We start from the raw sequence: 13,871 nt of genomic DNA, 5'->3' as shown, positions 1-13,871 counted from the left end.
CGCCCCCGTTCGCCAGTGGGGGCGGATGCCAGGCCCCGGGCGGGACGGTTGGGCCAGGGACGCCAGGGTCGCGGTAAAGCGGCGGCCAGCGGCACGGTGAATTGGCCGGCTACCTTGCTCAACGGGCGTCCGCGCCAGCGTAAAGACCTATGTTTGCAGGAACGCCACCGTTCGCCCCATGAGCTGTGGCTGGTGGTCGTGGATGCCTCGGCTTCGACCCGTCGTCATCGGGCCTTGAGCGATGGCAAGGGCCTGCTGGCGCAACTGTTCGACAACGCTTACCGACAGCGCGCCCGGTTGGCACTGCTCAAGGCCAGCGGCGTTGCCCCGACCTGGCAGGTGCAAGGGCTCAAGGCCTCAGCCGGGCTGCGGGATTGGCTCGATGATCTGGGCGCCGGTGGTGGTACGCCGTTGCTGGCGGCGTTGAATGAGGCCGGACACTGGTTGGCTGCCCGACGCAAGCGTTTCCCGGCGGAGCGGCAGCGGGTGCTGGTGATGACGGACGGACGTGTGAAGGAAGGACTTTCGCTGTCGCCTCTCGAATGCCCGTGCCTGTTGATCGACATCGAGCGCGGCCCGATCCGGTTGGGTCGGGCCCGGCAGTTGGCGGAACAACTGGGGGCTGAATATCGGCATATCGATCAGATGTAACAGGGTTGAATTCTGGTCGGACGTCTTCGCGAGCAAGCCCGCTCCCACACTTTAATCTGCCGCAAACGGAAATGATGACTGCCGCGGACTTTGTGGGAGCGGGCTTGCTCGCGAAGGCATCACCTCGGTCCCGGGTCTGCACACCTGAGTTGGATCACTACACTATGCTCAGCCTGCCCTCACACGGAATGAACCATGCGCGTACTTGTCACCAACCCCCAGGACGATTTCCGGGTCAAGGCCTACGCCGGCACCAATGGCGTGCTGCTTGCCATGGACCTGGCCGAACACCGGCGCAAGGGCTTGCTGGGCTTTGCCATCGAAAAACAACAGGGTGACAAGCCGTGGCTGTTCCTGTTCAACAGCCTGACTTTCCCCGATAAGGCCCACACGTTTCCCCAGTTCCACGCCACGCCCAGCGACAAGGCACCCTTGCAGAAATTTCGCTGGGCCGACTATGCCATCAATCCCGGCGTGACCATTCACTACCGCGTGCACCTGGCCTATGGCAGCCCCGATGCGCCGCAATTGGGGGAATCCCTGGAGGTTACGGTCACCAGCGACAACGGCCAGCCGGCCGGCCAGCGGGTGATCTTCAATCGTGCCGTGGCCGCCAGCCAGGCGTTCCAGCGCAAGTTTCCCGAGCTGGATGCGTTGATCAGTGCCAACAAGCACCTCTCCATCGATGACTGGCCCGATGCGCCACGCCGTTGGCTGGAAAACGGCCTGCTGGGGCGCGTGATCGGTTTCATCGACCGGGCGCTGGATGCCACTTGGGCCTTGGATGTCGCCATCTACGAGTACGAGCTGCCAGTGATCGTCGATGCGGTGAATGCTGCGTACGCCCGTGGCGCACAGGTGCGGGTGCTGTACCACGCCGAGCCGGGTGACGACACCACGTTGCGCAACGAAGCCAGCCTTGAAAAACTGCCGGCGGCCAACAAGCGCGGACGGGTGACCCACAATATTTTCCACGACAAGTTCATCGTCCTGAGCAAAGTCGATGGCGCCGGGGCGCTACAGCCCGAGGCCGTCTTGTGCGGTAGCACCAACTTCACCGCCAACGGCGTCTACCGCCAGGCGAATGTCGTTCATGTACTGGACGATCCCAGGGTGAGCGACAGCTATCGCCAGGTCTTCGAACAAATCTGGGCGACCCCCGGCGACGTCGATGCCACCCGTGAATGGCTCAATCGCAACAACCCCATGGAGCCGGAACAGCCGTTGTTCGCCGGGTTCTCGCCGCGCACGGGAGAGGGCGACCTGGACCGCTTCGTCGACATCATCAACGGCGCCCGCAAGGACCTGCTGTTCGTCACAGCATTCGTCCTGCCTGACCGGATCCTCGACGCCTTGCTCGGTAAGCCCCACGACGACGTCCTGCGCTACGGCCTGCAAAACACCACCAGCCGCATCACCGGTTTCCATGCCGACCGCACCGCGGAATTCGCCGCCACGGCGCTGCTCAATACCGGTTTGGAAGGCTGGCTCAGGGAAAACATGAAAGGCCAGAAGGGCAACCTGCTGGTGCACACCAAGGCCATCGTCACCGACTTCACCAGCGACACGCCGACCATCATCAGCGGTAGCCACAACCTCAGTGCCGCGGCCAGCAGTGGTAACGACGAGAACTACCTCATCATCCAGGGCGACACCGACCTGGCCGACCGCTACGGGCTGGAACTGCTGCGGTTCTATGAGCATTACCGGTTTCGTTATTTCGCAAAGAAACTCGCGCTCAAGCAGGTCAGGCCGTTGGCAACGGATGACAGCTGGAGTGATGACTATTACCGCGACGGGGACTTGCGGATGTTGTCTCGGGTGAGGTTTTGCGGACGCTAGATCCTGTTCCCAATGCGGCAGTGGCCAAATCATTGTGGGAGCGAGCCTGCTCGCGATAGCGGAATGTCAGTCAATGAAGATGAGGCTGACCTGACGCCATCGCGAGCAGGCTCGCTTCCACAGGATGCACCGCGTGGCTCCGATTTGGGGCCTTGGTACCCGCACACCCGCTGTCAACGGTAACAATCGGCTCGCGGCCGCACGCGCCGGCAAGGCCTCGTTTTTCCCATCCTTCTGATTTCTATCACTTTCCTTTTTCCTCCCCTAAAGGCCTTGATCCTGTGGCACACTTTCTGCTGTCTATTCCGTTGTTACATACCTGATTCCGGTATAGCGGAATAAACCCATCGTGGAGTGCTAGCCATGCATCGCCGACCTTCCTTGTTCAAAGCGTGTGTTTTTCTCTTCGCGGCCACGACGGCTGCCATGGGTGTCGCCCAGGCGGCCGATAGCAAGCTGGACAGTGTGCTGCAACGCGGGAAATTGATTGTGGGCACCGGCAGCACCAACGCGCCGTGGCACTTCCAGGGAGCGGATGGCAAGTTGCAGGGCTTTGATATCGATATCGCGCGCATGGTCGCCAAAGGCCTGTTCAATGACCCGGAGAAAGTCGAGTTCGTGGTGCAATCCTCCGACGCGCGCATTCCCAACCTGCTGACCGACAAGGTCGACATGAGCTGCCAGTTCATCACCGTCACCGCCAGCCGCGCCCAGCAAGTGGCCTTCACCTTGCCGTACTACCGCGAAGGTGTCGGCCTGCTGCTGCCCGCCAATAGCAAATACAAGGAAATCGAAGACCTCAGGGCCGCCGGCGACAGTGTCACCGTGGCGGTTCTGCAGAACGTCTACGCCGAAGAATTGGTGCATCAGGCACTGCCCAAAGCCAAGGTCGATCAGTACGACAGCGTCGACCTGATGTATCAGGCCGTGAACTCCGGGCGCGCCGATGCCGCCGCCACCGACCAATCCTCGGTCAAGTATCTGATGGTGCAGAACCCCGGCCGTTACCGCAGCCCGGCCTACGCCTGGAGCCCGCAGACCTACGCCTGTGCGGTCAAGCGCGGCGACCAGGACTGGCTGAACTTCGTCAATACCACCTTGCATGAAGCCATGACTGGCGTGGAGTTCCCCACCTATGCCGCGTCGTTCAAGCAGTGGTTCGGCGTGGAGCTGCCGTCGCCGGCGATCGGTTTCCCTGTCGAATACAAATGATCCCATGGGGCCGGGGCGCCGCTGTGAGGCGTCCCGTCGAAGGTACAGTCGACCATGAATTATCAGTTGAACTTTGCCGCCGTCTGGCGCGATTTCGACACCTTGCTGGCGGGACTCGGCCTGGGGCTTTCCTTGGCGCTGGTGTCGATCGCCATCGGTTGCGTGATCGGCCTGGCAATGGCGTTCGCGCTGCTCAGCAAGCATCGGCTCCTGCGGGCCGCCGCGTCGGTGTATGTCACGGTGATCCGCAACACGCCGATCCTGGTGTTGATCCTGTTGATCTACTTCGCCTTGCCAAGCCTGGGTATTCGCCTGGACAAGCTGCCGTCGTTCGTCATCACGCTCTCGCTATACGCCGGGGCCTACCTGACCGAAGTGTTCCGCGGCGGGTTGCTGAGCATCCACAAGGGCCAGCGCGAGGCAGGGCTGGCCATCGGCCTGGGTGAGTGGCAAGTCAAAGCCTATATCACCGTGCCGGTGATGCTGCGCAACGTGTTGCCGGCCTTGTCGAACAACTTCATTTCGCTGTTCAAGGACACCTCCCTGGCGGCGGCGATTGCCGTGCCGGAGCTGACCTACTACGCCCGCAAGATCAACGTGGAGAGCTACCGGGTGATCGAAACCTGGCTGGTGACCACGGCCCTGTATGTCGCGGCCTGTTACCTCATTGCCATGGTGTTGCGGTATTTCGAGCAGCGCCTGGCGATCCGCCGTTAGGAGTGTCCCATGTACGAATCCCCCAGTTGGTTGCATGAGTTGTGGGTCGCCCGGGACACCCTGTGGGCCGGATTCCTCACTAGCGTGCAGTGTTCGGTATTGGCAATTTTGCTGGGTACCTTGATTGGTCTGCTCGCCGGATTGGTGCTGACGTACGGCCGGACCTGGATGCGCGCGCCGTTTCGCTTCTATGTCGACCTGATTCGCGGCACGCCGGTGTTCGTGCTAGTGCTGGCCTGCTTCTACATGGCGCCGGCCCTGGGCTGGCAGATCGGTGCGTTCCAGGCCGGGGTCCTGGGCCTGACGCTGTTTTGCGGCTCCCATGTGGCCGAGATCGTACGCGGTGCCTTGCAGGCGTTACCGCGTGGGCAGATGGAAGCGAGCCAGGCCATCGGCCTGACGTTTTTCCAGGCGTTGGGCTATGTGCTGTTGCCCCAGGCATTGCGGCAGATCCTGCCGACCTGGGTCAATTCCTCCACCGAGATCGTCAAGGCCTCGACCCTGTTGTCGGTGATCGGCGTCGCCGAGCTGCTGCTCAGCACTCAACAGATCATCGCCCGGACCTTCATGACCCTGGAGTTCTATCTGTTCGCCGGGTTTCTCTTTTTCATCATCAATTACGCCATCGAATTGCTCGGTCGGCACATTGAAAAGCGGGTGGCCTTGCCATGACTGACGTTTCGACTTCCACCAACGCCCGACCGCTGCTGGACATTCGCGGTCTGCGCAAACAATACGGCCCACTGGAAGTGCTCAAGGGGGTGGACCTGAGCATGCAGCGCGGCAACGTGGTCACGCTGATTGGCTCCAGCGGCTCGGGCAAGACCACGCTGCTGCGCTGCGTGAACATGCTGGAAGAATTCCAGGGCGGCCAGATCGTGCTCGACGGCGAGTCCATCGGCTATGAAGAGGTCGATGGCAAGCGCGTTCGCCACGCCGAAAAGGTCATCGCCCGGCACCGGGCCATGACCGGCATGGCCTTCCAGCAATTCAACCTGTTTCCCCACCTGACCGCGTTGCAGAACGTCACCCTGGGCCTGCTCAAGGTGAAAAAACTGCACAAGGACGAAGCGGTGGCCCTGGCCGAGAAATGGCTGGAGCGGGTCGGGCTGCTGGAACGTCGCGATCATTTTCCCGGTCAGTTGTCCGGCGGCCAGCAACAGCGGGTGGCGATTGCCCGCGCAATTGCCATGAATCCCAGCCTGATGCTGTTCGATGAAGTGACCTCGGCCCTCGACCCGGAACTGGTGGGCGAGGTCCTGAATGTGATCAAGGGCCTGGCCGAAGACGGCATGACCATGCTGCTGGTGACCCACGAGATGCGCTTTGCCTTCGAGGTGTCCGACAAGATCGTGTTCATGAACCAGGGGCGCATCGAGGAGCAGGGACCGCCCAAAGAGCTGTTCGAACGCCCGCAATCCCCGCGCCTGGCGGAATTTCTCAAGAACACACGTTTTTAATCCCATTCGACAAGGAGAAACACCCATGAGTATTACGCGCTACGGCACCGGCAGCACCGCAGGCGGCGGTCAGCCTCGCCCATTCGCCCGCGCGGTGGAGGCAGACGGCTGGTTGCATGTGTCCGGCCAGGTGCCGGCGATGGATGGCGAGATCATTGCCGGGGGGATCGTCGAGCAGACGCACCAGACCATGAAGAACCTGATCGCCATCCTCGAAGAGGCCGGCTACGGTCTGGAGGACGTCGTGCGTTGCGGCGTGTGGCTGGACGATCCGCGGGATTTCTGGAGCTTCAACAAAGTGTTCGGCGAATACTTCAGCCCGGAACACGCCCCGGCCCGGGCTTGTGTGCAGGCCAGCATGATGGTCGATTGCAAGGTCGAGATCGATTGCATTGCCTACAAGAAAAAGTGAGGCCCCATCGCGGGCAAGCCTTGCTCCTACAGATCAAGCTGTGCCTGTGGGAGCAGGCTTATTCCCATAAGAGCAAGTATTTTACCTGTGGGAGCAAGGCTTGCCCGCGATAGCGATCTACCAGGCGCCACAACTGTCTGGTTAAACTCCGGGCCAACTGAATGGGAACCCAAGACATGACCGAAGACACCATCAAACGCCGGGCCCGGGGACTGGATCGGGCGTTCGATATCCTCGATTTCCTCAAGGAAATCGGCCAGCCGCTGCGCCCGAATGACATCGCCAGCGGCATCGGCAGCCCCAAGTCCACGGTCTACGAACTGGTGGCGTCGCTGCTGGAGCGGCGCATCCTCGAGCCGGTGGGCAAGGACGGCCATGTCTACCTGGGCCGCCAGTTGTACTTTCTCGGGCAGGCGCACCTGCGGCATTTCGACCTGAGCCGCGAGGCCGATCATGCCTTGCAGGAAATCGTCAGACAGACCCGTGAAACCGCCCAGATGTGCCTGCTCAACGGGCGCAAGTACACGGTGGCCTTGATGAAGGAGGGCGAGCGGCATTTTCGCATTTCCTCGGACATCGGCGAAAACGCGCCGATCCCATGGACGGCCTCCGGTCGCCTCTTGCTGGCACATTTGAGTGATCAACAGATCATCGACCTGATCGACCCTGACGACTTCATTCTGCCGGACGGCGAGCGTCTGTCCGTGGAGCAGTTCCTCAAGGAAATCCGCCAGGCCGGTGTCGATGGCTTCTTCTCCTTCGACAGCGTGGCCGACACCTTTACCCACTGCTTCGCCGCACCGGTCAAAGACCCGGACGGCGTTGCCATCGCGACCCTGTGCATCGTCGCCCCTCGGGCCGACGCCAGGAACAATTACGCCGACTATCGCCGGGTGCTGATCGAAAGCGCCAACAACCTGGCCCGTCGCATCAATGAATAGACCGTCGCGGCTGCCTGCGGCCGTGTAAGGAGTTCGAACATGTCTTCTGCCATTCATGACGCTGCCGTAGAAAAGGGCGCCGCCACCGCCGGCCAATACTTGCTGCGGGACGTCAGCCTGCCGGCCCTGGTGCTGCACCGCGAGGCGTTGGAGCACAACATCCGCTGGATGCAAAAATTTGTCAGCGACAGCGGTGCCGAGCTGGCACCCCACGGCAAGACCAGCATGACCCCGGCGCTGTTTCGCCGGCAACTCGATGCCGGGGCCTGGGGCTTGACCCTTGCCACGGCGGTGCAGACCCGTGCCGCCTACGCCCATGGTGTTCGCCGGGTGCTGATGGCCAACCAATTGGTGGGAACGCCGAACATGGCGTTGATCGCCGATTTGCTGGCCGATCCGACATTCCAATTCCATTGCATGGTGGATCATCCGGACAACGTTGCGGACCTGGGCGCGTACTTCGCCTCTCGGGGTGTTCGGCTGAACGTGATGATCGAATACGGCGTGGTCGGCGGTCGTTGCGGGTGCCGGACCGAGGCCGAGGTGTTGGCCCTAGCCGACGCTGTCCGGGCGCAACCGGCCTTGGCGTTGACGGGTATCGAAGGTTACGAGGGCGTGATCCACGGTGACCATGCCATCAGCGGCATTCGCGCGTTCGCCGCGTCCCTGGTGCGCCTGGCGGTGCAGTTGCAGGACGCCGGCGCCTTCGCCATCGCCAAACCGATCATCACCGCCTCGGGGTCGGCCTGGTACGACCTGATCGCCGAATCCTTCGAAGCCCAGAACGCCCACGGACGCTTCCTCAGTGTGCTGCGCCCCGGCAGTTACGTGGCCCACGACCATGGCATCTACAAGGAGGCCCAGTGCTGCGTGCTGGAGCGACGCAGCGACCTGCACGAAGGCCTGCGCCCGGCCCTGGAAGTCTGGGCTCATGTGCAATCGTTGCCGGAGCCGGGCTTCGCGGTGATCGCCCTGGGCAAGCGCGACGTGGCCTACGACGCCGGGCTGCCGGTGCCGCTCAAGCGCTTCAAGGCCGGGGCTGAAGCGATAACGGGAGATGACCTGAACGGCTGCAAGGTGACGGCGGTGATGGACCAGCATGCGTTCATGAACGTGGCGCCGGGTATCGAGCTACGGGTGGGCGACATCATTGCGTTCGGTACTTCCCACCCATGTTTGACCTTTGACAAGTGGCGGGTGGGGTGTTTGGTGGATGAGCAGTTGCGGGTGGTCGAGAGCATGGAGACTTGTTTTTAAGACTTGAGGTCGCGTCGCGGCCTTCGCGAGCAAGCCCGCTCCCACATTCGGACAGTTGTGAACGCTGCATTTGTGTTTAACAAAGGTCCCTGTGGGAGCGGGCTTGCCCGCGAAGACGACCTGCCAGACATCCAAAAACCACAGGACGCCCCCATGAACGCTTCCAAACCCCGCATCGCCCTGATCGGCGAATGCATGATCGAACTGCAACAACGCGCCGACGGCAGCCTGCAACAGAGCTTCGGTGGCGATACCCTGAACACGGCGGTGTACCTGTCCCGTGCCGTGGGCGACAAGAGCTCGGTGGATTACGTCACTGCTCTGGGCGATGACAGTTTCAGCGATGCCATGTGCCAGAGCTGGGCGGCGGAAAATATCGGATTGGACCGGGTCCAGCGCTTGCCCGGACGTTTGCCGGGCTTGTACTGCATCCAGACCGACGCGACAGGCGAGCGGCGGTTCCTGTACTGGCGCAACGAAGCGGCGGTGCGCGATTGCTTCACCACGCCGGCGGCCGCGCCGATCCTGGCGGCGTTGCCGGATTACGACGTGCTGTACTTCAGCGGTATAACCCTGGCGGTACTCGGTGAGCAAGGACGGGCCAGGCTCATCGAAGTCTTGATCCAGGCACGGCGACGGGGGGCCCAAGTGGTGTTCGACAACAACTATCGACCCAGGCTCTGGGCGTCAGTGGAGGCGGCCCGTGCGGCCTATCGCAGTGTCTTGCCGTACGTGGAACTGGCCCTGCTGACGGTGGACGACGAACAGGCCCTGTTTGGCCATGCCGACTGCGACGCGGTGTTCGCGGCGTATGCATCGTTAGGCACGCCGGAAGTGGTGCTCAAACGTGGCGCCGAAGCCTGCCTGATCCGTTGCGATGGGCTGTCCTATGAGATTCCCGCCCAGCGGGTCGAACGCGTGGTGGATACGACAGCGGCGGGGGATTCGTTCAGCGCTGCGTACCTGGCCAGCCGCTTGCTGGGTGGCAGTCCGGCAGAGGCCGCCGAGGCCGGGCATCGGCTGGCGAGCCGGGTGATTCAGATGCCGGGGGCGTTGATCCCCAAATAATGGAAACACCCCATAAATAACCTGCGGGAGCAATCTGTGGGAGCAAGGCTTGCCCGCGATACAGGCGGTGCGGTCGTTCAGTCTGCCGCGTTATCGTTCATCGCGGGCAAGCCTTGCTCCCACAGTTGCTTCCACAGGGGCTTGGCCCGTCAGTCAGTCCCGATAGAACACCTGCACCAGGTGATACCCGAACTTGCTCTTGATCGGCCCATGCACCACCCGCAACGGCTTCTTGAAGATCACCGCATCGATCGCTCCGACCATCTGCCCCGGTCGTATTTCGCCCAGGTCGCCACCGCGCTTGCCGGAGGGGCAGGTGGAGTATTTTTTGGCCAGAACATCGAAGGCTTCGCCCTTGGCGATGCGTTGCTTGAGCTGTTCGGCTTCTTCGGCGGTTTTCACCAGGATATGGCGGGCTTGGGCTTTCATTGCAGCGGTGACCTGAGCGGTGGTGGGGCGACGGGGCGGCGATTATGCCTCAAGTCAGGTGTCATGGTTGATCATCGTCCGAATCTTGTTGGCCAACAGATCCAGGGTGAACGGTTTGGCGACCATGTCCATACCTTGTTCCAGGAAACCCTGGCGTTCGGCGGCCTTTTGCGCGTACCCGGTCATGAACAGCACTTTCAGGTCGGGCCGGTGCTGGCGGGCAATTTCAGCCAATTGACGACCGTTCATGCCGGGCAGGCCGACGTCGGTGACCAGCAAGTCGATCCGCCGGTCCGACTCCAGCAATGGCAGGGCCGTCTTGGCGTCCTTGGCTTCCAGGGCGGCGTAACCCAGGGCTTCCAACAAGTCGAGCACCAGCATCCGGACCGCGGGTTCGTCTTCCACCAGCAACACGGTCTCCCCGGCAATCGCGGCTGGCGTGTCGACGGTCTCGGCCTGGGTGTGCTGCTCGGCCGGTGCCACGTACAGGCGCGGGAGGTACAACTGCACCCGCGTGCCCTGGCCCGGCATGCTGTCCAGGCTCAGGTGTCCGCCCGACTGCTGGGCGAACCCGTAGATCATCGACAATCCCAGGCCGGTGCCCTGGCCGATGGGCTTGGTGGTGAAGAAGGGGTCGAAGGCCTTGGCCAGTACGGAAGGAGTCATGCCGCTACCGTTGTCGCTGACGGCGATCATCACATAATCCCCGGCCTTGACCGGTTCCAGGGTGCTGATATCGCTGCCGTCGAGGTAGATGTTGGCGGTTTCGATAGTCAGCTCGCCGCCATCGGGCATGGCGTCCCGGGCGTTGATCACCAGGTTGAGCAGAGCGTTTTCCAGCTGGCTGGCATCGGTGCTGATCGGCCAAAGTTCATCGGCCAACTGCAATCGCAGCAGGATGTGATCGCCCGTGGTCCGGCTCAGCAGGTCTTCGAGTGAATGCACCAGGTCGTTGGGGTTCAGCGGCTTGCGGTCCAGAGACTGGCGCCGGGAGAACGCCAGCAGCCGATGGGTCAGGGCCGCGGCGCGATTGGCCGAAGACATGGCCGCTTCGGTGAAGCGACCGATCTCGGCGGCGCGGCCATTGGCAATGTAGCGCTGCATCAGATCGAGACTGCCCAGGATGCCGGTCAGCATATTGTTGAAGTCATGGGCGATACCGCCGGTGAGCTGACCCACGGCTTCCATCTTCTGGGCGTGGCGCAGGGCTTCTTCGGCACGTTCACGCTCGAACATCTCGCTTTGCAGGCGCTGGTTGGCTTCGGCCAGTTCTCGGGTACGAGCGATGACCCGCTCTTCCAGCGTTTCGTTGAGGTGCCGCAGGGCTTCCTCGGTTTTCTTGCGTTCAGTCTCGTCGATCACAAAGATGTAGAAGCCGTTCACTGCGCCGTCTGCTCCGTGGCGGGGCAGGTAGTTGACCAGCGCGTGGCGCGGCCGGCCGTCGCGATGGGAGGTCTGCAAGGCGAAACTGCAGGGTTTGCCCGCCAGGGCGCCGGCAATCTGTTCGGCACGTGCGGCGTAGGCCTCGTCGCCGAGTACTTCGCGAATGGTCTTGCCATACAGCTCCTGGGGCGTGAGGCCGTACCAATCCAGATAGGCACTGTTGTTCAGGCGGAAACGCTCTTCGTGGTCCACATAGCTGATCAGCACCGGCATGGCGTTGATGATCAGCTGCAATTCGGTCTGGCTCTGGCGCAGGGCCTGTTCGGTACGCTTGCGCTCGGTCAGGTCCAGGGCCGCGCCGAGAAAGCGCTTGGGCCGTCCGTGGCGGTCCTTGTAGCAACGACCGCGCACGAACACCCAGCGCAGTTCGCCATCGGGTTGCAGCAGGCGGTATTCCTCGGCGTATTCGCTGCCGTGGGTGATGCAATGCTTGATACTGCGGGCCACCATGGCCCGGTCTTCGGGGTGCACGCCTTCGAGGTAGGCGCTGATGGGCAGTTGTCGCGACAGGTTCGGATCGACTCCATGCAGCAGGGCGAAATGCGCGTCGGCGATGAAGCGGTCTTCGCTGATGTCCCAATCCCACGTACCCAGCGCATCGGCGGCAGCGAGGGCCAGTTGCAGGCGCTCTTCGCTTTCCTGCTGGGCCTTGAGGCTGGCCTCGGAGCGTCGTTCGAACTCCAGGGCCAGGCGCCGCCGCTCGCTGCTCTCGATGGCGGTGACCAGAATGCCTGCCACGGCGCCGCTTTCATCGCGCACGGGGCTGTAGGTCAGGTCCAGCCAGAGGTCGCAGAGGCGGCCGGCAAAGGGCAGACGCCATAACTGGTCGCGGCAGGTGTGCGTACGACCTTGCAACACGCCCTGGTAAATCGGTTCGGTCACGCTACGCAGTTCGGGCCAGGCCTCATGGGTGGGCTGGCCAAGGGCACGGGGATGCTTGTCACCTGCCAGACGGGAAAAGGCGTCGTTGTAGACGTGGACCAGTTGCGGCCCCCACAGCAAGGCCATGGACATGGGGGAGTGGAGCACGATGTCCACGGCGGTGCGCAGGCTTTGCGGCCAGGTTTCGGGGGCGCCCAGCGGGCTCGAGGTCCAGTCCAGTCGGGCGATCAGGCGCTGGGTAACGCTGCCGGCGGGTGTTGCGTTCATCTCGGAGTTCCTGGATGTCGTGTGGTGTCGACTATCCTCTGGAAAAGGAAAGCGCGGGTTGGTCTGGACGATTGCATGCTCGGGTCAACGTGTTTCATTGATATCTCGCGGAAGTTTCAGTCCATGGAAATTGATCCCTTGTTGCGAATCCTGGCGAGCCAGGATGGCTCCGACCTTTACCTGTCTACCGGTGCGCCACCGTGCGCCAAATTCGAGGGTGCGCTCAAGCCATTGGGCACCCAGGCGTTCAAGGTCGGCGACATCGCCGGGCTCGCCGAGTCTTTGATGGACGCCGAACAGCGTCTTGAGTTCGATCGGGAACTGGAAATGAACCTGGCCATTTCACTGGCCGGTGTCGGGCGATTCCGGGTCAACATCTTCAAGCAGCGCAATGACGTGTCGATGGTGATACGCAACGTCAAGCTGGATATTCCGCGCTTCGAAGACCTCAAGCTGCCCAAGATACTGCTGGACACCATCATGCAGAAGCAGGGGTTGATGCTGTTCGTCGGCGCGACGGGGTCGGGCAAGTCCACTTCCCTGGCGGCGCTGATCGACTACCGCAATCGCAACAGCAGCGGCCATATCATTACCATCGAAGACCCGGTGGAATATATCCATCGGCACAAGAAGTCGATCATCAACCAACGGGAAGTGGGGGTCGATACCCGCAGTTTCCACGCCGCCCTGAAGAATACCCTGCGTCAGGCGCCGGACGTGGTACTGATCGGGGAAATCCGCGACCGTGAAACCATGGAGCATGCCCTGGCCTTCGCCGACACCGGACACTTGGTGATTTCCACCCTGCATGCTCACAACGCCAACCAGGCCCTGGACCGGGTCATCAATTTCTTTCCGGAAGAGCGACGGCCGCAGCTGCTCAATGATTTGGGCAACAACCTCAAGGCATTCGTGTCCCAGCGTCTGGTGCGCACTCGCACGGGGCAACGTCGGGCCGCCGTGGAGGTCATGTTGGGCTCGCCCACGGTGGCCGACCTGATCCGACGCAACGAGTTGGGCGAACTCAAGGGCATCATGGAAAAGTCAGAGGAGCTGGGAATGCAGACCTTTGACCAGGCGTTGTTTCATCTGGTGGTCGAAGGGGCCATCGATGAGGAGGAAGCCTTGAAGAATGCCGACTCGGCGAACAATCTGCGTTTGCGTTTGAAGCTGCATGCCGAGTCGGGCGCGGCACCTGCGAGTGATCCGGCGGCGGGGGAGTGGGGGTTGATGGATTGACGCTGTGGCGAGGGGATAAATCCCCTCACCACAGAAAAGCGGTTTGTGCTG

General features: G+C 62.2%; 13 protein-coding genes. 11 read left to right on the top strand and 2 right to left on the bottom strand.

The features are described 5' to 3' along the window. Positions 1 to 48 precede the first annotated feature (48 nt). From AD666_RS16955 to AD666_RS16910, 10 genes are all read left to right on the top strand, one after another. A complete protein-coding gene (locus AD666_RS16955) occupies positions 49 to 651 on the top strand; it encodes a VWA domain-containing protein (RefSeq protein ID WP_269802975.1) in 603 nt (200 codons plus the stop codon). 195 nt (positions 652 to 846) lie between these two features. Next, positions 847 to 2,493, top strand: coding sequence for a phospholipase D-like domain-containing protein (locus AD666_RS16950; RefSeq protein WP_053154266.1), 1,647 nt, complete (start codon positions 847 to 849; stop codon positions 2,491 to 2,493). 363 nt (positions 2,494 to 2,856) lie between these two features. Continuing rightward, on the top strand, positions 2,857 to 3,705 hold the full coding sequence (locus AD666_RS16945; protein ID WP_053154263.1) for a transporter substrate-binding domain-containing protein: 849 nt from the start codon (positions 2,857 to 2,859) through the stop codon (positions 3,703 to 3,705). Positions 3,706 to 3,759: 54 nt separating this feature from the next. Beyond that, entirely contained in the window at positions 3,760 to 4,422 is a 663-nt protein-coding gene (locus tag AD666_RS16940) for an amino acid ABC transporter permease (protein ID WP_053154260.1), read from the top strand. Positions 4,423 to 4,431: 9 nt separating this feature from the next. Beyond that, positions 4,432 to 5,094 carry an amino acid ABC transporter permease gene (locus AD666_RS16935; RefSeq protein ID WP_053154257.1) on the top strand — a complete coding sequence of 221 codons (663 nt, stop codon included), beginning with the start codon at positions 4,432 to 4,434 and terminating at the stop codon, positions 5,092 to 5,094. Beyond that, positions 5,091 to 5,882, top strand: coding sequence for an amino acid ABC transporter ATP-binding protein (locus tag AD666_RS16930; protein ID WP_053154255.1), 792 nt, complete (start codon positions 5,091 to 5,093; stop codon positions 5,880 to 5,882). Before AD666_RS16935 ends, AD666_RS16930 begins: the two co-directional genes overlap by 4 nt. Positions 5,883 to 5,907: 25 nt before the next feature. After that, positions 5,908 to 6,294, top strand: a complete 387-nt coding sequence (locus AD666_RS16925; protein ID WP_053154252.1) for a RidA family protein — start codon at positions 5,908 to 5,910, stop codon at positions 6,292 to 6,294. 176 nt (positions 6,295 to 6,470) lie between these two features. Beyond that, entirely contained in the window at positions 6,471 to 7,235 is a 765-nt protein-coding gene (locus AD666_RS16920; RefSeq protein ID WP_053154249.1) for an IclR family transcriptional regulator, read from the top strand. Between the two features lie 39 nt (positions 7,236 to 7,274). Beyond that, a complete protein-coding gene (locus tag AD666_RS16915; protein WP_053154245.1) occupies positions 7,275 to 8,492 on the top strand; it encodes an amino acid deaminase in 1,218 nt (405 codons plus the stop codon). Between the two features lie 153 nt (positions 8,493 to 8,645). After that, complete coding sequence (locus AD666_RS16910) at positions 8,646 to 9,560, top strand: sugar kinase (protein WP_053154242.1); 915 nt, start codon at positions 8,646 to 8,648, stop codon at positions 9,558 to 9,560. A gap of 153 nt (positions 9,561 to 9,713) precedes the next feature. Here AD666_RS16910 and AD666_RS16905 read toward each other — a convergent pair whose 3' ends face one another. Both AD666_RS16905 and AD666_RS16900 read right to left on the bottom strand, forming a co-directional pair. Beyond that, positions 9,714 to 9,989, bottom strand: coding sequence for a peptidylprolyl isomerase (locus AD666_RS16905; RefSeq protein WP_053154239.1), 276 nt, complete (start codon positions 9,987 to 9,989; stop codon positions 9,714 to 9,716). A gap of 54 nt (positions 9,990 to 10,043) precedes the next feature. Beyond that, positions 10,044 to 12,581 carry a PAS domain-containing sensor histidine kinase gene (locus tag AD666_RS16900; RefSeq protein WP_053154236.1) on the bottom strand — a complete coding sequence of 846 codons (2,538 nt, stop codon included), beginning with the start codon at positions 12,579 to 12,581 and terminating at the stop codon, positions 10,044 to 10,046. A 123-nt stretch (positions 12,582 to 12,704) separates the two neighbouring features. On the opposite strand from AD666_RS16900, the gene AD666_RS16895 reads away from it, so the two are divergent. Next, a complete protein-coding gene (locus AD666_RS16895; RefSeq protein WP_053154233.1) occupies positions 12,705 to 13,820 on the top strand; it encodes a PilT/PilU family type 4a pilus ATPase in 1,116 nt (371 codons plus the stop codon). Positions 13,821 to 13,871: the final 51 nt, after the last annotated feature.

This window comes from Pseudomonas sp. Pf153, from assembly GCF_001269775.1.
GTDB classification, from domain to species: domain Bacteria; phylum Pseudomonadota; class Gammaproteobacteria; order Pseudomonadales; family Pseudomonadaceae; genus Aquipseudomonas; species Aquipseudomonas uvaldensis.
Note: the sequence above shows the minus strand (reverse complement) of the source record. Positions and strands in the feature narration are given on the sequence as shown.